This is a genomic window from Streptomyces sp. NPDC046203 (assembly GCF_040646255.1).
Classification (GTDB): domain Bacteria; phylum Actinomycetota; class Actinomycetes; order Streptomycetales; family Streptomycetaceae; genus Streptomyces.
Window position 1 is genome coordinate 22,481 of sequence record NZ_JBEYZX010000030.1, and the last position, 22,878, is coordinate 45,358.

A 22,878-nucleotide genomic window follows, 5' to 3' on the forward strand; every position below is an offset into this window, starting at 1 on the left:
TACGTACGTATCGGTGTCTGACGCCTGACCGTAGCAGTCGTCGTACCGCGGGGGCGGGGCGCCGCACCTCCGCGTCCGGCGCCGTAGGCTGTTCGCGTGCTCTTGCTCGCCATGGATACCGCCACACCCGCCGTCACCGTCGCCCTGCACGACGGGGACTCCGTCGTCGCCGGGGACACCCAGGTCGACGCCCGCCGTCACGGGGAGCTGCTGCTGCCCGCCGTCGACCGGGTGCTCAAGACGGCCGGGCTGAAGCTCGACGCGGTGACCGGACTGGTGGTCGGCGTCGGCCCCGGCCCGTACACCGGACTGCGCGTCGGCCTCGTCACCGCCGCTGCCTTCGCCTCCGCGCTCGGCGTACCCGTGCACGGTCTGTGCACGCTCGACGGCCTCGCCTACGCCGCCGGCCTCGACGAGCCCTTCGCCGTCGCCACCGACGCGCGGCGCAAGGAGGTCTACTGGGCGCGGTACGACGACTCCCGTACGCGCGTGACGGAGGCCGCCGTCGACCGGCCCGCCGACATCGCCGAGCAGCTCGCGGGCCTGCCCGTGGTCGGCGCCGGGGCCCGGATCTACCCCGAGGCATTCCCCGACGCCCGCGACCCCGAGCACCAGTCCGCCGCGGCGCTCGCCGCCCTCGCGGCCGAGAAGCTGGCGGCCGGGGGCGAGGGCTTCCTCGACCCGCAGCCGATGTACCTGCGCCGGCCCGACGCGCAGGTGCCCAAGAACTACAAGGTGGTCACGCCCAAGTGACCGATGTGACCGGTGGGGCGGACGCGACCGGCGGGACGGACACGGCCGGCGCGGTTCGCGGGACGGACACGGCCGGCGCGGTCGGTGGGACGGACACGGCTGGCGCGGTCCGCGGGGCGGACGTGGCCAGTGCGGTCGGCGGGGCCGGTGTGACCGGTACGGCCGACGGCGGCTCGGGTTCGGGTTCGGGCTCGGGCACTGACGTGGGAGCTGGCGCGGGCGCTGGCGCGGGGGCGGCCGAGCGCCGCTCGGCGGCGGTCCTGCGCGAGATGCGCTGGTGGGACCTGGCCCCGGTGCTCGCCCTCGAAGCCGACCTGTTCCCCGAGGACGCCTGGTCCGAGGGCATGTTCTGGTCGGAGCTGGCGCACGCCCGCGGCCCGCGCGCGACCCGCCACTACGTCGTCGCCGAGGACCCGGCCGACGGGCGGCTCGTCGGTTACGCGGGTCTCGCCGCGGCCGGCGGACTCGGCGACGTGCAGACGATCGCCGTCGCCCGCGACCAGTGGGGCACCGGCCTCGGCGCCCGGCTGCTCACCGACCTCATCCAGGCCGCCACGTCCTTCGAGTGCGACGAAGTCCTGCTCGAAGTACGGGTGGACAACACCCGGGCTCAGAAGCTCTACGAGCGCTTCGGCTTCGAGCCCCTCGGGTTCCGGCGCGGCTATTACCAGCCGGGCAACGTCGACGCGCTCGTGATGCGACTGATCGTTCAAGGAACTGGGACCGATATCTGATGGCTGCTGACGAACCCCTGGTACTCGGCATCGAGACCTCGTGCGACGAGACCGGCGTCGGCATCGTGCACGGCACCACCCTCCTCGCCGACGCCGTCGCCTCCAGCGTCGACACGCACGCCCGCTTCGGCGGCGTCGTGCCCGAGATCGCCTCCCGCGCCCACCTGGAGGCGATGGTCCCGACCATCGAGCGCGCCCTGAAGCAGGCCGGTGTCTCCGCACGGGACCTGGACGGCATCTCCGTCACTGCCGGGCCGGGCCTCGCGGGTGCGCTGCTCGTCGGCGTGTCGGCGGCCAAGGCGTACGCGTACGCCCTCGGCAAGCCGCTCTACGGCGTCAACCACCTCGCCTCGCACATCTGCGTCGACCAGCTGGAGCACGGCCGGCTGCCCGAGCCGACCATGGCGCTGCTGGTCTCCGGCGGTCACTCCTCGCTGCTGCTGTCCAGCGACATCACCTCCGATGTCCGGCCGCTGGGCGCCACCATCGACGACGCGGCGGGCGAGGCGTTCGACAAGATCGCCCGGGTGCTCGACCTCGGCTTCCCCGGCGGCCCGGTGATCGACCGGCTCGCGCGGGAGGGCGACCCGAAGGCGATCGCGTTCCCGCGTGGACTGTCCGGCTCCAGGGACCCCGCGTACGACTTCTCCTTCTCCGGCCTGAAGACCGCCGTGGCCCGCTGGATCGAGGCCAAGCGGAACGCGGGCGAGGAGGTGCCCGTACGGGATGTCGCCGCGTCCTTCCAGGAGGCGGTCGTCGACGTACTCACCCGCAAGGCCGTCCGGGCCTGCAAGGACGAGGGTGTCGATCATCTGATGATCGGCGGCGGTGTGGCCGCCAACTCGCGGCTGCGGGCGCTCGCCGAGGAGCGCTGCTCGCGGGCCGGCATCCGGCTGCGGGTGCCCCGGCCGGGGCTGTGCACCGACAACGGTGCGATGGTCGCGGCGCTCGGCGCGGAGATGGTCGCCCGTGGGCGGGCCGCCTCCGACTGGGAGCTGTCGGCGGACTCTTCGCTGCCGGTGACCGAGTCGCACGTGCCCGGCGCCCACGCCCACGGTCCTGACCATGTGCACGACCACGATCACGTGCACGAGGTCAGCAAGGACAACCTGTACTCGTGAGCACCGTCACCGTCACGCTGATGTGGGAGGCGCGCGCGGCCGAGGGCCGCGGCGCCGAACTCCTGGAGTGGGCGCGCGCCCAGGTCCTGCCGGGGACGCCGGCGCGCCGGGAGACCTTCCGCGCGCCGCAGGACCGGGTGCTGGTCCTGACCTGGTGGGAGACGGCGGAGGGGGTGGGTGCGGAGCTGCCCGAACTGCCGGAGCCGGAGGCGGGGCTGGTCACCCGGCCGGTGCATCGGTGGCGCTTCGAGTCGGTGGGGCCGGTGGAGACGGCGGGGTCGGTGGAGACGGTGGGGCCGGCGGGGTCGGCGTAGTGCGCGTCGCTCCGATGTAGTGCGAATGAATATTCGTAGATAGAGCAACCATTCGATAATTTCGGGCATCCCACAGCGCGTGAAGAAGACGATCGCGCTGTGGGCGGCGCTGACCGCCGTGGCTCTGTTCGCAACCGGTTGTACGGCCGCCAGCGCCGACACCGAGACGCCGGGAGGCCCGGCCGCGACCCCCTCGGGCGCGGCCCCCTCGGCGGGTGCCAAGAAGACGGAAGACCCGGCCGCCGCGCGCGCCGCCGCGTACCGGAAGTGGGGGCTCAAGCCCCTCGCGGCCCCGCCCGCGCCGCCCTCGACGAAGCCGGTGACGCGCCCGGCCGGCGGCCCCGTTCCCGTCGTCAGCGACATCCCCACCACCGAGAAGATCGTCTTCATCACGATCGACGACGGCGCGGAGAAGGACCCCGAGTTCGTCACGATGATGCGCGACCTCAAGGTGCCGGTGACGATGTTCCTCACCGACAGCGCGATACGGAACGACCGGGGCTACTTCACCCCGCTCATCGCCCAGGGCCACGGTCTCGCCAACCACACCCTCACCCACCCGAACCTGCGCACCCTCACCCAGGAGGCCCAGCGCCGGGAGATCTGCGGGCAGCAGGACAAACTGGCGGCGGAGTACGGCAAGCGCCCCCGGCTGTTCCGCCCGCCCTACGGCAACTGGAACGAGGGCACCCGCGCCGCGGCGGCGGAGTGCGGCCTGGACGCGATCGTGCTGTGGCGCGAGTCGATGCAGATCAAGGACATGCAGTACCAGCGCCCGGACCGGAAGCTGCGGCCCGGCGACATCATCCTGGCCCACTTCCGCGGGCCGTCCGAACTCAAGGGCCGCACGATGACCCAGATGACCGCCAACCTGCTGCGCCACATACAGGAGCAGGGGTTCACGGTGGCCCGTCTGGAGGACTATCTCTGAGCCGTTCGGGGGCGGCGGGGGAGTGTTCTGAAAGAAGTCCGGCGGCGGTGTCGATGCGGGCGGTTTCCGTTCGGCGTATGAGTGGAGGGCGGGGAACGGCCCCGCCACCGCCTGCCGAGGAGGCGTCATGCCCCGCTATCTGTCCCTGGTCCGCATCCAGGAGAACACCATCGACATCGAGGACGCCGACGCCGGCTTCCAGGAGCGCATGGGCGCGCTCTTCGAGGAGATCACCAAGGCCGGCGTCATGCTGGACACCGCGGGGCTCAAGCCGACCGCCGAGGCGACCCGGCTGACCTGGTCGGGCGGGAAGGTGGGCTCCACGGACGGCCCCTTCACGGAGACGAAGGAGGTCGTCGGCGGCTACGCGCTGATGCGGTGCAAGGACAAGGCCGAGGCGCTGGAGTGGTCCCGGCGCTTCCTGGAGGTTCACCCGAAGCACTGGACGGTGGGGGTGGAGCTGCGGGAGATCGAGGATGTGCCGGGGCGGGAGGGGTGAGGTGGGGGGTGTGAGGCGGGGGTGGGGTGGGGGTGGGGTGGGGGCTTCTGAGGGTGCGGGTCAGGGCGGGTCCTACGGGCTGAGGTCCGAGTCGGGTTCGGGTGGTGGCCCGCCCTCTTTCCGAGTGTGGCCCCCTTCGCCGGGCCCTCAAGGGCGCTCCCTTCGGTCGCGTCGCTGCGCGACTCCGCTTCGCTTCGCCCTTGACCGCCCGGCTGCGGGGGCCTTTTCACACTCGGAGGGCGGGCCCGGGGAAAGGGTCCACGCGGGGGCGATGCTTGCTGCCGGGCGCCGTAGGCGAGTGGCGGGCCGGTGGGGTGTGGGGTCCGGGTATCGCTCCGGTCGGCTTGTCGGGCGCGGGCCGGTGGGGTGGGGCTCGGTTTGCGGCCGGGGTGGGCGGGACGGTGTCCGTCGGTTCGGGGTGCGCAGTTGTGGAGTGGGGCGGCCCGGGCCGTCTCGGCGGCCGGCCGCCGTCGACAGGCGGGGATTCATGCCCCGCTGGTCACCCCCGGTGGGTGGGGCGGGGGAAACCCCGCTCGCGCGGAGGGAAGGGGCCCTGGAATCGCCTCTGGAGTCACACCAGTTCACACCCGCCCCACGGCGGGAGCGGAGTCGCGCCTTCCACCCCGGGTTGGGTGAGTAAGTGCGCTCGCGAGCGTCTGGGGGCGCCTCAGTCGTCACAGGAGTTCACTCCTGCCCCATTTTCGGCGGGGATTTCGACTTACTCACCCGCCAGACGAAGGAACTGCGCGCGCGAGCAACCTCGTTCGCCCCTGCCGTCACGCGAGCCACACTCCGCTCCATCGAGGGGCGGAGCGACACCTTCCGCCCGACCGTGCGAGTTAGTGTGCTCGCGAGCGCCCGGGAGGGGTCTCTGAAGTCACGGGAGTTCGCAATTGCCCTATTTGGGGCGGGAATGTTGGCTTAAGTCGCCCCTTGGTAAAGTGGGTAAAATCCGAGGTCTGGCGATGTGAAGCCGCAGGTCAGCTCCTGTGATCCCCGCGCACGCGGGGGTGGTCCCGAAAGAACCTCGGAACGCGGCGTCGAGGAGGCGTGATCCCCGCGCACGCGGGGGTGGTCCGGCCGGGATGGGCTGGCTGACGTGCGCCGTCAGGTGATCCCCGCGCACGCGGGGGGGGGGGGGTCCCCGGGCGGCGTGAAGGGCGGCGTAGAGGTCGGCGTGATCCCCGCGCACGCGGGGGTGGTGCCAGTGAGTGCGCTCGGCGATTCTTCGGTGCCACCGGGCGGTGACCAGCGGGGCATGAATCCCAGCCCGCCGACGGCGGTCATTCGCTGAGCCGGGCCGGGCCGCCCCATTTCACTGCTGCGCACCCCGGGCCGGCGGGCACGGTCCTACCGGCCCGGGCCGCGAGCCGAGCCCCACCCCACCGGCGCACAGACAACGAAGCCGCCGGAGCGATACCCGGGCCCCACCCTGCCCCCGACCTGCCACTCGCCTACGGCGGCCGACGGACGGCACCGCCCCCGCGTGGACCTTTCCCCCCGGGCCGCCCTCCGAGAGTGTCTTTCGCGCCTGGAAGCGCCGGGTCAAGGGCGGAGCGCAGCGGAGTCACGCAGTGACGCGACGAAGGAGCGCCCTTGACGCGGTGGTGGAGGGCGCGACTCTCGGAAGGAGGGCGGACACCACGTCACATCCCACTCGGACCTCGCGCTATGACACGCCCCGCCCACCCCCTGCGGGCCGCCCAGCTCCGCCCAACTCCCCTACGAAGAGACCGAATAAGGTCGCCCCATGTCGTCTTTCCGGTATCTCCCGCCCCCTCCGCCGCCCGTGGAACTCCAGAGCTGGCCGGACCCGGCGGCGCGCCGGGCCGATCGGGCGCGCGCGATGGACGAGTTGCGCCGCGCGCTGCTCGGGGGCGGTCGGCTCACGCTGTTCCTGGTGTGGTTCCTGCTGCTTCAGCTCGGCTGGGGGCTGATCGCCGTGGGGCTGTCGCCGTTCATCGAGCCGGCGGGATCGGACGTGATCACGTCGATGATCGGGGTGTTCTGCGCTGCCCTCGGGATCGGGTTGTTCGTCCCGATGGTCTGGCTGACCGTACGGAGTCTGCTGCGCGACCGCGCCGTCCGTGAGCGGCTGGAGGCGTGGGCCGCGCTCGACCGGGATGCCCCGGCCGACGCGCGGCTGCGCGCGCCGGGGCTCAGTGTGTGCTGGCTGCTGCTGTCCTTCGCGCTGTGTGCGACCGGCCTGTGGGTCGCGTATGCCGTTCCGCTCAACACGACGCGGGACAACGGCGGTTACCCGCTCGTCGTCTACGGCATGGGCGCGGCCCTCATCCTGTGGGTGACGGGCCTGACCGGGCTCGCGAAGGCCTTCGGGCACTACCGCATGGCGATCCGCCCGACGGGTTCCGCCGGCGGGCCCGGCCCGGCTCCGGCCAGCGGCCCGCCGGCCGGCCGATCAGCATCGTCGGGGCTCCCGCGACCCGAGTGAGCAGCACCGTCGCGGAGTTGGGGCCCTTCGGCTTCACCTTGCGGCGGATCTCCTCCGGTTCGACCGCCGAGCCGCGCTTCTTCACGGTGAGCACACCCACCTCGCGCTCCCGCAGCAGAGCCTTCAACTTCTTCAGATTGAAGGGGAGTTCGTCGGTGATCTCGTACGCGGCGGCGTACGGGGTGGGGGTGAGCGTGTCGGCCGTGATGTACGCGATCGTCTCGTCGATCAGCCCGCCGCCGAGTTCCTCGGCGACCTCGGCGACCAGATGCGCGCGGATGACGGCGCCGTCGGGCTCGTAGAGATAGCGGCCCACCGGCCGGACCGCCGGGTCGGGCAGGGTGCCGCCGGTCAGGGCGGCGCCGCCGGGCAGCAGCGTCGCCCGCCGCGCGCCGGGCTCGGTGCCGAACCACAGCACGGCTTCCTTCACGTCCCCGCCGTCCGAGATCCACTCCGCCTCGGCCTCCTCGGGCACAGCCTCGTGCGGAATGCCCGGGGCGACCTTCAGCGCCGCGAATCGGGCCGCGCGGGCCGCGCCGACCGCCCAGGACAGCGGCGGCGAGTACGCCTCCGGGTCGAAGATGCGGCCCCGGCCGCCGCGCCGCGCCGGGTCGACGAAGACCGCGTCGTACGGCGTGGTGTCGATCTCGGTGACATCCGCGCACCGCACCTCGATGAGCCCGTCGAGACCGAGCGCCGCCGCGTTGGCGCGGGCGGTCTCGGCGGTCAGCGGGTCGCGGTCGACGGCGAGCACGGAGATCCCGGCGCGCGCGAGCGCGAGGGCGTCGCCGCCGATGCCGGAGCAGAGGTCGGCGACGCTGGTGACGCCGAGCGCCTTGAACCGGGCCGCGCGGTGGGCGGCGACGGTGGCCCGGGTGGACTGCTCGACACCGTTGGGCGTGAAGTACATCCGGTACGCGTCCTCGGCGCCGAACTTGGCGATCGCCCGCTGGCGCAGCCGGGCCTGGCCGAGGGCGGCCGAGACCAGTTCGGCGGGGTGGTCGCGGCGCAGCCGGGAGGCGAGCGCCAGTTCCTGGGCGGGGTCGTAGTCGCGCAGGACGTCGAGCAGGGTCTGGCCCTCGGGGGAGCGCAGGGCGGAGAAGGCGGCGAGGTCGGTCACCCCTCCCATTGTGCTGGCCGCCGGCGAAGTGGGCCGCCCGGGGGATGGTGCGAGGGGTGCCGGTGGTGTCGGGGCGGTGGACGGGCGGGGCGCTGACAGGATGCAGCGCCATGCAGCTAGTACGACAAAAGGAAGATAAGGGCTCGCATCGCTCCGCAGTGGGGAGCCCCTCCGGGAGTCCCCCCAAGGGGCCCTCCGGCACGTCCAGCGCTTCAGGCCCCTTCGGGCCCGGGTCCCTCCGTACCGTCGGACCCGCGCGCGTCGTCGGCGCCGCCCTGCTCGTCGCCGTGCTCGGCTCCGCCTGCGCCGCCCCGGACGGCGGCCCGGCCACCCCCGCCGCCCCGCACGCCAAGCCCGCCGCCGAACAGCCCCACGGTGCCCAGGGCACCCAGGGAGCCGAAGCCGCCCAAGGAGCCCAGGGAGCACAAGGCCCCCAGGGCGCGGCCGGCGCGCTCGGCTCGGCCGCCGAACGCGTCCGCGCGCAGCGCGCCGCCCGGGTGGCCGCCGCGAAGAAGTGGGGCCTGGACAAGCCGCCCCTCGACGCGCCCGAGCCGCCCGCCGTGAAGCCGGAGATCACCACCCGCCCGGGCTTCGAGACCGACGGGCCGGACCGGCCGCCGGTCTTCACCACCGTGCCCACCAAGCAGCGGGTCGTCTTCCTGACGATCGACGACGGCTCGGAGAAGGACCCCGACCTGCTGCGCATGATGAACGAGCTGAAGGTCCCGTACAGCGCCTTCCTCAGCAACTACCTGGTGAAGGACGACTACGGCTACTTCAGGAAGATGCAGTCCGAAGGGGTGACGCTGAACAACCACACGCTCAGCCACCCCTACCTGCCCGGTCTCGACTACGACGCCCAGCGCCACGAGATCTGCGACATGCAGGACATCATCCAGAAGCGGTTCGGCAAGCGGCCCGTGCTCTTCCGCCCGCCCTACGGCAACTACAACGACGACACCCTGCGCGCCGCCAAGTCCTGCGGCGTCAAGGCCGTGCCGCTGTGGGCCGCCGAGGCGTTCCCCGACCACATGGAGTGGCGCGAGTGGGACGAGGACCTGCACCCCGGTGACATCATCCTCACCCACTTCCGGGGGAAGGGGGACTGGAAGGGCACCATGCCGGACATGATCCGCAAGGTCATGAAGGTGCTCACCGACAAGGGGTACGCGGTGGCGAGACTCGAGGATTACGTGTGAGCCGGGCGCGCCGGCTCGCCGCCGTCCTGGTCCTGGCCGGCGCGCTGCTCGCGGCCCTCCCGGCGTGCGCCTCCTCGGTCGACCCCATCGAACGGCTCGGCCGCAAGGCCGCCGAGAGGGTCACCCCGCGCCCGCACGCGCGCCCGCACCACCACCGGCGCCGCCCGCGCACCCGCCCGCACGCCGGTCCGCATCCCGGCTCGCACGCGCGCCCGCACGGCAGTTCACACCCCGGCTCCCGCGAGCGCCCGCACAGTAGCCCGCGCCCCGGCGCGTACGACCGTCCGCGCACCGCCGTGCACCCCGGTGCCACCGGTTCCGTCGGCGCCACCGGTTCCGCCAAGGCCCCCGCGCCCGTACGGAACACGGCTCCCGTACGGAACCCCGCACCCCGCCCGGGCGTTCACCCGGCGCGTACCGCCGCACCGTCGGCACCACCGTCGCGCCGTGAACCATCCTCGGACTCGGGCTCGGACTCGGACTCGGCCCCGGCCCCGGACTCGGAATCACGTCCCGAACCGCCCCCGGAATCGCTCCCCGACGACACCACGGGGTCGTGAATTGGCACTCCGCTTGACCGAGTGCTAATCGCGGTCATAGTCTCGGCTCTGGCACTCCCCACCGGAGAGTGCCAACACAGCGACGGGCAGGTCCGGCACCCGCGACGACGGATCCACCTGGTCGCCACCTCAGACAGTCAACCCCGTGAGATCTCTGAAGGGGGAGGTCGGATCGTGACGACCGCCAGCTCCAAGGTTGCCATCAAGCCGCTTGAGGACCGCATCGTGGTCCAGCCGCTCGACGCCGAGCAGACCACCGCCTCTGGCCTGGTCATCCCGGACACCGCGAAGGAGAAGCCCCAGGAGGGCGCCGTCCTCGCCGTGGGCCCGGGCCGCTTCGAGAACGGCGAGCGCCTGCCGCTCGACGTCAAGGTCGGCGACGTCGTGCTCTACAGCAAGTACGGCGGCACCGAGGTGAAGTACAACGGCGACGAGTACCTCGTCCTCTCGGCTCGCGACGTGCTCGCGATCATCGAGAAGTAAGTCACCAAGGCACCTGAGCAAGATGCTTTGAGCTGCGCCCCCGACCCCCTGGTTTACCGCGGGCGGCCGGGGGCGCAGTTTCTTTCAACGATTTTTCGAGAGGGCTGAACCGCTCCCATGGCGAAGATCCTGAAGTTCGACGAGGACGCCCGTCGCGCCCTCGAGCGCGGCGTCAACAAGCTGGCCGACACGGTGAAGGTGACGATCGGCCCCAAGGGCCGCAACGTCGTCATCGACAAGAAGTTCGGCGCCCCCACCATCACCAACGACGGTGTCACGATCGCCCGCGAGGTCGAGATCGAGGACCCGTACGAGAACCTCGGCGCCCAGCTCGTCAAGGAGGTGGCGACCAAGACCAACGACATCGCGGGTGACGGCACCACCACCGCCACCGTGCTCGCCCAGGCCCTGGTTCGCGAGGGTCTGCGCAACGTCGCCGCCGGCGCCTCCCCGGCCTCCCTGAAGAAGGGCATCGACGCCGCCGTCAAGGCCGTCTCCGACGAGCTGCTCGCGACCGCGCGCCCGATCGACGACAAGGCCGACATCGCCGCCGTCGCCGCGCTGTCCGCGCAGGACCAGCAGGTCGGCGAGCTGATCGCCGAGGCCATGGACAAGGTCGGCAAGGACGGTGTCATCACCGTCGAGGAGTCCAACACCTTCGGCCTGGAGCTCGACTTCACCGAGGGCATGGCCTTCGACAAGGGCTACCTGTCCCCGTACATGGTCACTGACCAGGAGCGTATGGAGGCCGTCCTCGACGACCCGTACATCCTGATCAACCAGGGCAAGGTCTCCTCCATCCAGGACCTCCTGCCGCTGCTCGAGAAGATCATCCAGGCCGGTGCCTCCAAGCCGCTGCTGATCATCGCCGAGGACGTCGAGGGCGAGGCCCTCTCCACCCTCGTCGTCAACAAGATCCGTGGCACCTTCAACGCCGTCGCCGTCAAGGCGCCGGGCTTTGGTGACCGCCGCAAGGCGATGCTCCAGGACATGGCCGTCCTCACCGGCGCCACCGTCATCTCCGAGGAGGTCGGCCTCAAGCTCGACCAGGCCGGTCTGGACGTGCTGGGCTCCGCCCGCCGCGTGACCGTCTCCAAGGACGACACGACCATCGTCGAGGGCGCCGGTCAGTCCGGTGACGTCGCGGGCCGCGTCGCGCAGATCAAGGCCGAGATCGAGAACACCGACTCCGACTGGGACCGCGAGAAGCTCCAGGAGCGCCTCGCGAAGCTGGCCGGCGGCGTGTGCGTGATCAAGGTCGGCGCCGCCACCGAGGTGGAGCTGAAGGAGAAGAAGCACCGTCTGGAGGACGCCATCTCCGCGACCCGCGCCGCGGTCGAGGAGGGCATCGTCTCCGGTGGTGGCTCCGCGCTGGTCCACGCCGCCAAGATCCTCGAGGGCAACCTGGGCAAGGAGGGCGACGAGGCCACCGGTGTCTCCGTCGTCCGCCGCGCCGCCGTCGAGCCGCTGCGCTGGATCGCCGAGAACGCCGGCCTCGAGGGCTACGTCATCACCTCGAAGGTGGCGGAGCTGGAGAAGGGCAACGGCTTCAACGCCGCGACCGGCGAGTACGGCGACCTGGTCAAGGCCGGCGTCATCGACCCGGTCAAGGTGACGCGCTCCGCCCTGGAGAACGCCGCCTCCATCGCCTCCCTGCTGCTCACCACCGAGACCCTCGTGGTGGAGAAGAAGGAAGAGGAGCCGGCGGACGCGGGTCACGGCCACGGTCACGGTCACTCCCACTGACGCCTGAGCGTCGCGCCTGACACCGTCAGGCGCAGCCGAGGCCCGGTGCTCCCGTCGCGGGAGCACCGGGCCTCGCCCGTTTCCGGGGCCGGTCGCCGAGAGGGGCCGGATCTCGGGCGGGGCCGGGGCCGGTCTCAGCCCTCGACCGCGCCGAGCTGCCCCATCAGGCCCAGCAGGTCGTACTGCCACCAGCCCTCGACGATCTTCCCGTCGTCGTGGAAGCGGTGCACGAGCGTGCCGGTCATGGTCGCGTCGATGCCGGTCGGCTGGAGCCCGAGGAAGTCGCCGTTGTGGGTGCCCCGCCAGGTCCAGCGGGTGCAGACCCGGTCGCCCTCGGCGATCTGGTCCTCCACGGTGAAGTCGAAGTCGAAGCCGCCCCGCCACATCTCGACGGCGCGCTGGGTCGCGTCCATGCCGATGACGTCCTGCTCGTTGGTGGGGTCGTGGTCGTGGTAGCCCTCGGCGAGTACGTCGTCGAGCAGCGCCAGCTCGGGTTCATGGGCCAGCATGTCGAGCAGCCGCCGCGACTGGGTCTTGTACAGCGCTTCGTCCCGTACGACGTCCAGGTCCGTGAACGACGGCATCTCGTCGCAGAGCGCGATCATCTCGCGGAAGATCCGGTCGGTCTCCGGCAGTTGCGAGTTGCGCATGGCCACGTCGTACGACGGGAACTCGACGATCTCCACCACATGCGCGGAGTCCGAGCGGTCCTGGCCGACGGTGCTGTGGGTGGCGGTGCGTTTGCCCCGGGTCTGCTCGACCCACTGGTCCATGAGCCGGTTCAGCTCGTCGAACCGACTGGTCTTGCAGTCGATTATTTGTACGAAGGTCATGACGCCTCCCGCCCCGGAGGGGACCATTCCAGTCTAGGGCGGGAGGCGCCACTCGTCCGTTCGGCGGAGCGCGGGGTGCTGGGGCCGGGGCGGCCCGGGGGTCCGGGGCCCGGCCGCTACGCGGAGCGCGTGAGGTCCGCCGCCCGTATCTCCTCCAGGAACGGCTCCCCGCGCCCGTACCGCGCGACCTCCTCCAGGGCGTGGTCGGCCATGCGATGGAGTTCGTTGCCGAGCGAACCGGCGACGTGCGGGGTGAGAAGGACGTTGGGGAGCGTGTAGAGGGGCGAGTCGGGGGCCGGGAGCTCGGGGTCGGTGACGTCGAGGACGGCGTGCAGCCGGCCCGAGACCAGGTGCGGCAGGAGCGCGTCCTCGTCGACGAGCGAGCCGCGCGAGGTGTTGACCAGGGTCGCGCCGTCCGGCATCGCGGCGAGCTGCGCGGCACCGATCATCCGGTACGTGGTGGGCAGCCGGGGCGCGTGGACGGAGACGATCGAGCTGCGCGCGCACAGCTCGTCCAGGCCCACCAGCTCCACGCCGGGCGGCGGCGCCGTCAGGTACGGGTCGTAAAGCAGCACTTCCAGATCGAAGGGGCGCAGCAGGTCGAGGACCCGGCGGCCGATCCGGGAGGCGCCGACGATGCCGACCGTACGGCGGTAGTTGCCCCAGGCGGCGGACTCGTCGGCCCAGGGCTGCTCGGTGCGCAGCTCGGCGTACTGCCGGGCGGAGCGCAGCACCCGCTTCCCGGCGAACAGGATCGCGGCGAGCGTGTACTCGGCGACCGGCAGCGCGTTGGCGGCGGCGGCCGAGGCGACCGTGATGCCGCGCTCCCAGCAGGCGTCGGTCACATGGTGCTTGACCGAACCAGCCGCGTGCACCACGGACGTGAGGCGGGGTGCGCGGGCCAGCACCTCGGCGGTGAGCGGAGTGGCGCCCCAGCAGGTGAACAGGATCTCGGCCTCGGCGAGGGCGTCGGCGACCCGCGGGCCGGGTGCGGCGAGATCGTGGGCGACCAGGTGCGGGTCGGTCCGGGTGAGCGCGGCGAGCCGGTCGCGGTGGGCGCCGGTGAACAGGCGCTCGGCGATGCCGGGGCCCATGGCGAGGAGGAGGGAGGGGCGGCTGTCGGTGGTCGGCTGCATCCGGGACCTGTGGCCTTCCGTCGCGGGGAGCCAAAGGCTACGACGAGGGGGCGACGGCGAACAGGGAGGCGGGGAACGGGACTCCGTCGACGGCGAGGGGGCGGAAGCCGGGGTCGGGCCGGGGCCGACGCCGGGGGTGTCGTCGTACGGGATGTCCCGTACGACCCCCGATACCGAATCCCCGACCGCCACCGCCGGCCACCCCGACCGCACCGGCCACCCCTCCGGCCTCGCCCCCGGCCCCCGGCACGCGGCATCCGACACCCGGCCCCCGGTCACCCTGGACCGGCGACCGTCATGGCATATGCCGGAGAGGAGGTGAAGCACGCTCCATACGGGACTACTTGGGGCCGTACTTGCGCCCCGCCTTCGAGGACACGCCGCCGAGCAGTCCGCGCGGGGCGAGCTTCGCCACCCCCATCAGCGCCTTGTAGCGGGGGTCGGGGATGGACAGCGTCCGGCCCCGGGCCAGATCGCGCAGCGCCTCGGCCACCAGCTTGTCCGCGTCCAGCCACATCCAGCCCGGGATGTTGTCCGTCCCCATCCCCGCGCGCTCGTGGAACTCCGTCCGCACGAACCCGGGGCACAGCGCCATCAGCCGCACCCCGCTGCTCGCGAGGTCCCGCGCCGCGCCCTGGGTGAACTGCACGACCCACGCCTTGGACGCCCCGTAGGTGCCGCGCGGCAGGAACGCGGCCACCGAGGCGACGTTCACCACCCCGCCCCGGCCGCGCGACCGCATCGACTCGGTCGCCGCGGAGGTCAGCCGCAGCACCGCCTCGCAGTGCACCTTCAGCATCGTCAGTTCGTCGGCCATGGACACTTCGAGGAAGCGGCCCTTGTTGCCGAACCCGGCGTTGTTCACCAGGAGATCGACGGGGCGGCGGGTGCTGGAGAGCCGCGTCTCGACGGTCGCGATCCCCTCCTCGGTGGACAGGTCCGCGGACAGCACCTCCGCCTCGACGCCGTGGCGGTCGTGCAACTCGGTGGCCTGTTCGCGCAGTCGCTTCACATCGCGGGCCACGAGAACCACATCGTGGCCGTCCGCGGCGAGGCGCCGCGCGAAGGCGGCGCCGATGCCGGCGGTCGCGCCCGTAATCAGTGCAGTCGTCATATGCGGCACGTTAACCCGCGCCATGGGACCGGCGAGCCGGGACGGCGTCGCGTCTGCCTGGCCGGGGAGCCGTCGCGACGGTGGTCATGTCGGCGACGGCCTGTCATATGCCGACCTGGGAAGCATATTTCGCGGCTCAGGAAGCGGAATCGGAAGCCGGGGTCTCCGAGGCCGTCGCCGCGTCCGGGCCGTACTTCTCCGCGTACTTGCGGGCGAGCGCCAGCAGCCCCGACTCCATCCACTCCGCCGCCACCAGCATCTCCGGCAGCAGCGACCGGTCGGCCGTCGCCGCGCGGTGCAGCCGCGCGACCGTGACACCGTGGTCCGGCCGGTGGACGACCGTCATCGGGTCGCCCGCCCGGATCTCGCCCGGGGTGATCACCCGCAGCAGCGCCCCGGGCCCGGCCGTCGACTCGTTGAAACGGCGCACCCAGCCCCGCTCCTCCAGGAATCCGGCGAAGGTCCGGCACGGGATGCGCCCACCGGTCACCTCCACCACCAGCTCCTCGCCGATCCGCCAGCGCTCGCCGATCAGCGCGTTGTTCACGTCGAGACCGCGCGTGGTGAGGTTCTCGCCGAACGAACCCGGAGCGAGCGGACGGCCCAGCTCGCTTTCCCAGACGTCCAGATCCTCGCGCGCGAAGGCGTAGGCCGCGCGATCGGGACCTCCGTGGAACCGCAGATCGCACACGGCGTCCCCGGCGACCCCGCTCGCTCCCGTCCCGGCCGGACCGGGCGCCTCGACCCGCACGGGACCGGCCACCGGCCGCTTGTCGATGCCCGTGGCCCCCGAGGCGGAATTGGTGTACTCCACGGCCTTGGCACGGCCCACGTTCACGCTCAGTAGTTCCATAGGCCGCACCCTAGTCACTCGGCTCATTCCTTACCTCAAAGTTGACCTGCGGAATTCGCCGCACCACCCAAGACTCGCTTATGCTCACAGCATGATCGAGGCCCGCCACCTCCGCGTCCTGCGCGCCGTCGCCGCCACCGGTTCCTTCTCGGCCGCCGCGCGCGAACTCGGCTGCACCCAGCCCGCCGTGAGCCAGCAGATGAAGGCGCTCGAAGCCTCCGCCGGCACCCCGCTGCTGGTCCGCACGGGCCGCGAGATGCGGCTCACCCAGGCCGGTGAGGTCCTGGTACGGCACGCCTCCGGCATCCTCGCCGGGCTGACCGCCGCCGAGGAAGAGGTCGCCGCCATCGCGGGCCTGCGGGCCGGCCGGGTCCGTCTCGTCTCCTTCCCCAGCGGCAGCTCCGCGCTCGTCCCCGCCGCCCTCGCCGCCCTGCGCGCCGCCCACCCCGGCACCCGGGTCTCCCTCGTGGAGGCCGAGCCGCCGCGCTCGGTCGAGATGCTGCGCGAGGGCGACTGCGACGTGGCCCTCGCTTTCCGTTACGGGGTGGGCCCGGACACCTGGGACGACCTGGTGGTCCGCCCGCTGCTCGCCGACCGCCTCGTCGGGCTCGTCCCCGAGGACCACCGGCTGGCGGGCGCGGAGCGCGTCACGATCGGCGAACTCGCCGACGACCCCTGGATCGCGGGCTGCCCGCGCTGCCGCCGCCAGTTGGTGGACGTCTGCCGCGAGGCCGGGTTCGCCCCGCGCATCGACTTCGCCACCGACGACTACCCGGCCGTGATGGGGCTCGTGGGCGCGGGTCTCGGCGTGGCCGTGCTGCCGCAGCTCGCCATCGAGTCGGTACGGCCCAGGGGCGCCGTGGCCGTGACGGTCGAACCGGCCGTCGAGCGCGAGATCGTCGCCCTGACCCTCCCGGACCTGGAGCAGGTCCCCGCCGTCGCCGCCACCCTCGACGAACTCACCCGCGCCGCCGCCCGCGCGGCGACGGCATCAGGCGTGGCCACGCGCGCGTAGGGCTGCCGGACGGCGTGCGGGTACGTGGGGCGCCGGCTCGCTGCGGGCGGGCCACGCGCGCGTAAGGCCGCCGTGGCGCCGTACCGGCGAGCGTCCCACCCTGAACCAGGTCCGCCCGAAAGCGGGTCCGCGCGGCACATACGCACACGACACGCACGCACGCACGTACACGCGCGGGAACGATGCCCGCGGACATCCCGCGGGCATCCCGTGGAACGCGCGGCACGCCGAAGTGAGCCGTTCGGGTGAGGAATCCCGGCGGCCGTCCGAGTGATCCGTCCACCGGCCGTCCGAGTGATCGGCCGCCTTCGTCCGGCGGAGCGCCCGGGGGCTCGCGGGCGTGCGCCCCGGGGCTGTTCGCGTGACGGCGTGCGGGCCGTCGGAGTGAACGCCCCTGTGCGCCGGGGGCCGGGCGGGTGACCGTCCCGCCCGCCGTCCGGGTGAGGCCGGAAGCGGGAGCCGGAGCCGTACGGGTGAGCGGGCGTGGGCAGGGCGCGGACCGGCGCGAACCAGGCGCGGTCGCACCGGCGAGGGGGCCGCGCACGGTGACGGGTGCGGGCCGCACGCGCGGGCGCCGGGCGGGTGGGCCGCCGGTTCCGGACGTCAGACCATGATGACGGAGAAACGTTCCTTCACGCGTGCGCCACGCCGGTCGACGCCGAGCGGGACGCGCCCGCCCCGGCCGCCGGGGCCGTCGTCGTGACCAGGCGGTTGCGCGCCCGGCCCATGAGTTCTTCGCGCTCGTCCTCGGTGAGGCCGCCCCAGACGCCGTAGGGCTCCCGTACGGCGAGCGCGTGTGCCGCGCACTCCGCGCGTACCGGGCACCGCATACAGACCTCTTTCGCCGAGTTCTCGCGCGCACTCCGTGCCGCGCCGCGCTCTCCCTCGGGGTGGAAGAACAGGGAACTGTCGACTCCGCGGCAGGCCGCGAGGAGCTGCCAGTCCCACAGATCGGCGTTGGGTCCGGGAAGGCGGGAGAAATCTGCCATTGCGCTAGTCCCCTTGAGACCGTGTCGAACGGATACGGATTAGGTGGGCGGATGGATGGCTGATCGATGTCGCCGGTGATGGACCGGTGGCGGGGCAGGGGTCCTTCGTTCCCCTGGGGACGGGGCCGCCCGCTCTCGCGGGTTCGCCCCGACCGTACAACTACTGACTGAGTAGATGTAAATATGACTCATTGCGAATCTAGCCACAGACACTGCAAAAAGGGAAGAAAACCCGCTAAACGGGGCATAGCTTCGGCTGAAGGACGGGTGACCTGCGGCGCTCTCCTCCGTGTCCGGCCCCTCACGTAGAGTGCCGAAGGCGGCCGTCCGACCCGTAACTCTTTCGAGTGACCGTCGTTGAGAGTGCGGAGGCGGTTGAAGGAACAAGCGCTCGGGCAGGTGTCCGAGCGCGTCGACCGCACAGGTGACGATACGTACCAGCCCTGGAGGCTCAAGGTGACGCGCATCAGCTGCGAGAGCGGCGGAGGTCGGTCATGACATCCGTCCTCGTCTGCGACGACTCCCCGCTCGCCCGAGAGGCGCTCCGCCGCGCGGTCGCGACCGTGCCCGGCGTCGAGCGGGTGACCACCGCGGCCAACGGCGAGGAAGTCCTCCGCCGCTGGGGCGCGGACCGCTCGGACCTCATCCTGATGGACGTGCGCATGCCCGGCCTGGGCGGTGTGGAAACCGTCCGCCGGCTGCTTTCCGCGGACCCCGGTGCCCGCATCATCATGCTCACCGTGGCCGAGGACCTGGACGGGGTCGCGCTCGCCGTCGCCGCCGGTGCCCGTGGCTATCTGCACAAGGACGCCTCGCGCGCCGAGCTGCGGGCCACCGTCACCCAGGCGCTCGCCGACCCGACCTGGCGGCTCGCCCCGCGCCGGCTGCGGTCGGCCGAGATGGGCGCGGCGCCCACCCTCACGGCCCGGGAGATCCAGGTCCTGGAGGGCATGAGCCACGGGCGCTCCAACGCCGAGATCGGCCGGGAACTCTTCCTGTCCGAGGACACGGTCAAGACGCACGCCCGCCGTCTCTTCAAGAAGCTGGGAGCCTCGGACCGGGCGCACGCCGTCGCGCTCGGATTCCGCTGGGGCCTGGTCCGCTGACCCGCGGCCACCGGTCGCGTCCCCGTCCGCCGAGGGGCGGACGGGGCGGGCTTGTGTCACTTCCTCGCGGGATGCCGCATCCTTGAAGGTGTGGAGTTCCTCGGGGACGAGACGAGTGAGCCAAGCGAGCCGGTGGAAAACGAGCGGAAGGGGAGGGCGCAGGAGATGAGTCCCGGCGCACCTGCTCATAACGCTTCGGTGCACAACTACGGGCGCGGTGCCGCGAACGGGCAGGCGTCGGGGCACCATGGAGCGATGCGCGACGACGAGACCGCGGGGTCCCCCGTGCCCGCCGGGCAGGGGGAGATCGGTGCCCTCGTTCGTCGTGCCGTCGAGGGGGACGAACAGGCCACGCACGACCTTCTCGCGCGTGTGCACCCGCTCGCCCTGCGCTACTGCCGTACGCGATTGAACCGTTTGCCCGGTGATGCGCGTCACTTCGTGGAGGACCTGGCCCAGGAGGTCTGCGTCGCCGTCCTGATGGCGCTGCCGCGCTACAAGGACACGGGCAGGCCGTTCGAGGCCTTCGTCTTCGCCATCGCTGGACACAAGGTCGCCGACCTCCAACGGGCCGCGATGAGGCACCCTGGATCCACGGCGGTGCCCTCGGACGAGATGCCCGAGCGGCCGGACGACTCGCTCGGACCGGAGGAGCGGGCGCTGCTCAGCGACGACGCCGAGTGGGCGAAGAAGCTGCTGGCCAACCTTCCGGAGAACCAGCGCGAGCTGCTCGTCCTGCGGGTGGCCGTCGGGCTGACCGCGGAGGAGACCGGGCGGATGCTCGGGATGTCCCCCGGTGCCGTCCGGGTGGCCCAGCACCGTGCGCTGAGCCGGCTGCGTGCTCTGGCGGAGCACTCGCACCTGTAACAAGCCGAGGAGTGCCGGTCGTCGGCGCTCCTTGCCACATAGTTTCGTACAAATGTCCTTGGTGATCTTGTTCGTGGAATGAGACGCGGCCTTAGGCCGTTAGCATGGACATCCGCACCGATCAAGGCGTTTGGGGAAGGTGTCATGACCAACATCGACGGAGTGCCCGAGAAATTCGCGACACTCGGGCTGACCTACGACGATGTGCTGCTGCTGCCGGGTGTCTCCGACATGGCGCCCGACCAGATCGACACCTCCTCGTACATCTCGAAGAACGTACGGGTGAACGTCCCGCTGCTGTCCGCCGCGATGGACAAGGTCACCGAGTCCCGGATGGCCATCGCCATGGCCCGCCAGGGCGGCGTCGGCGTGCTGCACCGCAACCTCTCCATCGCCGACCAGGCCAACCAGGTCGACCTGGTGAAGCGCTCCGAGTCGGGCATGGTCACCGACCCGATCACCGTGCACCCGGACGCCACGCTCGCCGAGGCCGACGCCATCTGCGCGAAGTTCCGCATCAGCGGTGTCCCGGTCACCGACCCGGCGGGCAAGCTGCTCGGCATCGTCACCAACCGTGACATGGCCTTCGAGTCGGACCGCAGCCGCCAGGTGCGCGAGGTCATGACCCCGATGCCGCTGGTCACGGGCAAGGTCGGCATCTCCGGCATGGACGCCATGGAGCTGCTGCGCCGCCACAAGATCGAGAAGCTTCCGCTCGTCGACGAGTCCGGTCTGCTCAAGGGCCTCATCACGGTCAAGGACTTCGTCAAGGCCGAGAAGTACCCGAACGCCGCCAAGGACGCGAGCGGCCGGCTGCTCGTCGGCGCGGCCGTCGGCGTCGCCGGTGACTCCTACGAGCGCGCCCAGGCCCTGATCGAGGCCGGCGTCGACTTCATCGTCGTCGACACCGCCCACGGTCACTCCCGCCTGGTCGGCGACATGATCGCCAAGATCAAGTCGAACGCCTCGGTGGACGTCATCGGCGGCAACGTCGCCACCCGCGACGGCGCCCAGGCGCTCGTCGACGCCGGTGCCGACGGCATCAAGGTCGGTGTCGGCCCGGGCTCCATCTGCACCACCCGTGTGGTCGCCGGTGTCGGCGTCCCGCAGGTCACCGCCATCTACGAGGCGTCGCTCGCCGCCAAGGCGGCCGGTGTCCCGGTCATCGGCGACGGCGGCCTGCAGTACTCCGGCGACATCGCGAAGGCGCTCGTCGCGGGCGCCGACACCGTGATGCTCGGCTCGCTCCTCGCGGGCTGTGAGGAGTCCCCGGGCGAGCTGCTCTTCATCAACGGCAAGCAGTTCAAGTCGTACCGCGGCATGGGCTCGCTGGGCGCGATGCAGACCCGCGGCGACCGCAAGTCCTTCTCCAAGGACCGCTACTTCCAGGAGGGCGTCGCCTCCGACGAGCAGCTGATCCCCGAGGGCATCGAGGGCCAGGTGCCCTACCGCGGCCCGCTCGCCTCGGTCGTGCACCAGCTGGTCGGCGGTCTGCGCCAGTCGATGTTCTACGTCGGCGGCCGCACCGTTCCCGAGGTCCAGGAGCGGGGCCGGTTCGTCCGGATCACCTCGGCGGGCCTCAAGGAGAGCCACCCGCACGACATTCAGATGACCGTCGAGGCACCGAACTACAGCAACAAGCGGTAACCGCGTCTCACGCGGCAGGGGGCGGCTCCGGCGCACGGCCGGAGCCGCCCCTTGTGCGTGTTTCGGGGATACTGGTAGGCGCAGACACAGAGGGAAAGGCCACACACACGTGACTGAGATCGAGATCGGGCGCGGCAAGCGCGGCCGCAGGGCGTACGCGTTCGACGACATCGCCGTCGTACCGAGCCGGCGCACCCGGGACCCGAAGGAGGTCTCGATCGCCTGGCAGATCGACGCCTACCGCTTCGAGCTGCCGTTCCTGGCCGCCCCCATGGACTCGGTCGTCTCGCCGCAGACCGCCATCCGCATCGGCGAGCTGGGCGGCCTCGGCGTGCTGAACCTCGAGGGTCTGTGGACCCGCTACGAGGACCCGCAGCCGCTGCTCGACGAGATCGCCGAGCTGGACGAGGCCACCGCGACCCGCCGTCTGCAGGAGATCTACGCCGCGCCGATCCGCGAAGAGCTGATCGGGCAGCGCATCAAGGAGGTGCGCGACGCGGGTGTGGTCACCGCCGCCGCGCTCTCCCCGCAGCGCACCGCGCAGTTCTCCAAGGCCGTCGTCGACGCGGGCGTGGACATCTTCGTCATCCGCGGCACGACCGTCTCCGCCGAGCACGTCTCCGGCGCCGCCGAGCCGCTGAACCTCAAGCAGTTCATCTACGAGCTCGACGTCCCGGTCATCGTCGGCGGCTGCGCCACGTACACCGCCGCCCTGCACCTCATGCGCACCGGCGCGGCCGGTGTCCTCGTCGGCTTCGGCGGTGGCGCCGCGCACACCACCCGCAACGTGCTCGGCATCCAGGTCCCGATGGCCACCGCCGTCGCGGATGTGGCCGCCGCCCGCCGCGACTACATGGACGAGTCCGGCGGCCGCTATGTCCACGTGATCGCCGACGGCGGCGTGGGCTGGTCCGGCGACCTGCCCAAGGCCATCGCCTGTGGTGCCGACTCCGTCATGATCGGCTCCCCGCTGGCCCGCGCCACCGACGCCCCCGGCAAGGGACACCACTGGGGCATGGAGGCCGTCCACGAGGACGTGCCGCGCGGCAAGCTGGTCGACCTCGGCATCGTCGGCACCACCGAGGAGATCCTCACCGGCCCGTCGCACACCCCCGACGGCTCGATGAACTTCTTCGGCGCCCTGCGCCGCGCGATGGCCACGACCGGCTACAGCGAGCTGAAGGAATTCCAGCGCGTCGAGGTCACGGTCGCGGACGCCCAGCACAAGCGCTGACCCGCGCGCGTACCTCGTCGCAGGACGCGGGACGCAGGACGCAGGCACACGTACGTACGGAGGCCCCGTATCCACCGATGGTGGTGCGGGGCTTTCGCGTGTCCGGGTGCCGTGGCATGGCATATGACGGGGGCGCGTTGCGTGATCAGGGGGCGCGCGGTTGCTTTCGGGG

General features: G+C 71.9%; 21 protein-coding genes. 15 read left to right on the top strand and 6 right to left on the bottom strand.

From position 1 onward, the window contains the following. Window positions 1–96 precede the first annotated feature (96 nt). The 6 genes from tsaB (at window position 97) to ABZ990_RS21050 (ending at window position 4,352) form a co-directional block, all read left to right on the top strand. Entirely contained in the window at window positions 97–753 is a 657-nt protein-coding gene (tsaB, locus tag ABZ990_RS21025) for a tRNA (adenosine(37)-N6)-threonylcarbamoyltransferase complex dimerization subunit type 1 TsaB (protein ID WP_361233496.1), read from the top strand. Window positions 754–1,022: 269 nt separating this feature from the next. After that, entirely contained in the window at window positions 1,023–1,487 is a 465-nt protein-coding gene (gene rimI / locus ABZ990_RS21030; RefSeq protein WP_361233622.1) for a ribosomal protein S18-alanine N-acetyltransferase, read from the top strand. After that, the gene (gene tsaD / locus ABZ990_RS21035; RefSeq protein ID WP_361233499.1) at window positions 1,487–2,608 is read left to right on the top strand and encodes a tRNA (adenosine(37)-N6)-threonylcarbamoyltransferase complex transferase subunit TsaD; all 1,122 of its coding nucleotides are present in this window, start codon (window positions 1,487–1,489) and stop codon (window positions 2,606–2,608) included. Before rimI ends, tsaD begins: the two co-directional genes overlap by 1 nt. A gap of 20 nt (window positions 2,609–2,628) precedes the next feature. Continuing rightward, on the top strand, window positions 2,629–2,922 hold the full coding sequence (locus ABZ990_RS21040) for a hypothetical protein (protein WP_361233625.1): 294 nt from the start codon (window positions 2,629–2,631) through the stop codon (window positions 2,920–2,922). Window positions 2,923–3,001: 79 nt separating this feature from the next. Continuing rightward, complete coding sequence (locus tag ABZ990_RS21045; protein WP_361233502.1) at window positions 3,002–3,853, top strand: polysaccharide deacetylase family protein; 852 nt, start codon at window positions 3,002–3,004, stop codon at window positions 3,851–3,853. A 127-nt stretch (window positions 3,854–3,980) separates the two neighbouring features. Beyond that, the gene (locus tag ABZ990_RS21050) at window positions 3,981–4,352 is read left to right on the top strand and encodes a YciI family protein (RefSeq protein ID WP_361233505.1); all 372 of its coding nucleotides are present in this window, start codon (window positions 3,981–3,983) and stop codon (window positions 4,350–4,352) included. Between the two features lie 2,291 nt (window positions 4,353–6,643). Here the strand turns inward: ABZ990_RS21050 and ABZ990_RS21055 are convergent. Next, window positions 6,644–7,933 (bottom strand): class I SAM-dependent methyltransferase, encoded by a 1,290-nt coding sequence (locus tag ABZ990_RS21055; protein ID WP_361233508.1) that lies wholly within the window; start codon window positions 7,931–7,933, stop codon window positions 6,644–6,646. 278 nt (window positions 7,934–8,211) lie between these two features. Between ABZ990_RS21055 and ABZ990_RS21060 the strand changes: the two genes are divergently transcribed. The 4 genes from ABZ990_RS21060 to groL all read left to right on the top strand — a co-directional run bounded on the left by ABZ990_RS21060 (window position 8,212) and on the right by groL (window position 11,912). Next, on the top strand, window positions 8,212–9,123 hold the full coding sequence (locus ABZ990_RS21060; RefSeq protein ID WP_361233511.1) for a polysaccharide deacetylase family protein: 912 nt from the start codon (window positions 8,212–8,214) through the stop codon (window positions 9,121–9,123). Beyond that, window positions 9,120–9,683: a hypothetical protein gene (locus tag ABZ990_RS21065; RefSeq protein WP_361233513.1), complete on the top strand. Its 564-nt coding sequence runs from the start codon at window positions 9,120–9,122 to the stop codon at window positions 9,681–9,683. The genes ABZ990_RS21060 and ABZ990_RS21065 overlap by 4 nt, the downstream gene beginning before the upstream one ends. 174 nt (window positions 9,684–9,857) lie before the next feature. Then, entirely contained in the window at window positions 9,858–10,166 is a 309-nt protein-coding gene (gene groES, locus ABZ990_RS21070; protein ID WP_004955293.1) for a co-chaperone GroES, read from the top strand. Between the two features lie 117 nt (window positions 10,167–10,283). After that, window positions 10,284–11,912, top strand: coding sequence for a chaperonin GroEL (groL, locus tag ABZ990_RS21075; RefSeq protein ID WP_361233516.1), 1,629 nt, complete (start codon window positions 10,284–10,286; stop codon window positions 11,910–11,912). 134 nt (window positions 11,913–12,046) lie between these two features. On the opposite strand, the gene ABZ990_RS21080 is transcribed toward groL, so the two are convergent. The 4 genes from ABZ990_RS21080 to ABZ990_RS21095 form a co-directional block, all read right to left on the bottom strand. After that, window positions 12,047–12,745 carry an ester cyclase gene (locus ABZ990_RS21080; RefSeq protein ID WP_361233519.1) on the bottom strand — a complete coding sequence of 233 codons (699 nt, stop codon included), beginning with the start codon at window positions 12,743–12,745 and terminating at the stop codon, window positions 12,047–12,049. A gap of 116 nt (window positions 12,746–12,861) precedes the next feature. Continuing rightward, the gene (locus ABZ990_RS21085; protein ID WP_361233522.1) at window positions 12,862–13,881 is read right to left on the bottom strand and encodes a hydroxyacid dehydrogenase; all 1,020 of its coding nucleotides are present in this window, start codon (window positions 13,879–13,881) and stop codon (window positions 12,862–12,864) included. 340 nt (window positions 13,882–14,221) lie between these two features. Next, window positions 14,222–14,995, bottom strand: a complete 774-nt coding sequence (locus ABZ990_RS21090) for an SDR family oxidoreductase (protein WP_361233525.1) — start codon at window positions 14,993–14,995, stop codon at window positions 14,222–14,224. A 136-nt stretch (window positions 14,996–15,131) separates the two neighbouring features. Next, window positions 15,132–15,848 carry an MOSC domain-containing protein gene (locus tag ABZ990_RS21095; protein WP_361233528.1) on the bottom strand — a complete coding sequence of 239 codons (717 nt, stop codon included), beginning with the start codon at window positions 15,846–15,848 and terminating at the stop codon, window positions 15,132–15,134. Between the two features lie 91 nt (window positions 15,849–15,939). Between ABZ990_RS21095 and ABZ990_RS21100 the strand changes: the two genes are divergently transcribed. After that, window positions 15,940–16,863: a LysR family transcriptional regulator gene (locus ABZ990_RS21100; RefSeq protein WP_361233531.1), complete on the top strand. Its 924-nt coding sequence runs from the start codon at window positions 15,940–15,942 to the stop codon at window positions 16,861–16,863. A 632-nt stretch (window positions 16,864–17,495) separates the two neighbouring features. On the opposite strand, the gene ABZ990_RS21105 is transcribed toward ABZ990_RS21100, so the two are convergent. Beyond that, the gene (locus tag ABZ990_RS21105) at window positions 17,496–17,852 is read right to left on the bottom strand and encodes a WhiB family transcriptional regulator (protein ID WP_361233534.1); all 357 of its coding nucleotides are present in this window, start codon (window positions 17,850–17,852) and stop codon (window positions 17,496–17,498) included. A 494-nt stretch (window positions 17,853–18,346) separates the two neighbouring features. On the opposite strand from ABZ990_RS21105, the gene ABZ990_RS21110 reads away from it, so the two are divergent. From ABZ990_RS21110 to ABZ990_RS21125, 4 genes are all read left to right on the top strand, one after another. Continuing rightward, window positions 18,347–18,958, top strand: coding sequence for a response regulator transcription factor (locus tag ABZ990_RS21110; protein ID WP_003948568.1), 612 nt, complete (start codon window positions 18,347–18,349; stop codon window positions 18,956–18,958). Between the two features lie 255 nt (window positions 18,959–19,213). Further along, complete coding sequence (locus ABZ990_RS21115) at window positions 19,214–19,825, top strand: sigma-70 family RNA polymerase sigma factor (RefSeq protein ID WP_361233537.1); 612 nt, start codon at window positions 19,214–19,216, stop codon at window positions 19,823–19,825. A 144-nt stretch (window positions 19,826–19,969) separates the two neighbouring features. Then, window positions 19,970–21,472 carry an IMP dehydrogenase gene (gene guaB / locus ABZ990_RS21120; protein WP_361233540.1) on the top strand — a complete coding sequence of 501 codons (1,503 nt, stop codon included), beginning with the start codon at window positions 19,970–19,972 and terminating at the stop codon, window positions 21,470–21,472. A 109-nt stretch (window positions 21,473–21,581) separates the two neighbouring features. Further along, the gene (locus ABZ990_RS21125; RefSeq protein ID WP_361233544.1) at window positions 21,582–22,706 is read left to right on the top strand and encodes a GuaB3 family IMP dehydrogenase-related protein; all 1,125 of its coding nucleotides are present in this window, start codon (window positions 21,582–21,584) and stop codon (window positions 22,704–22,706) included. Window positions 22,707–22,878 lie beyond the last annotated feature (172 nt).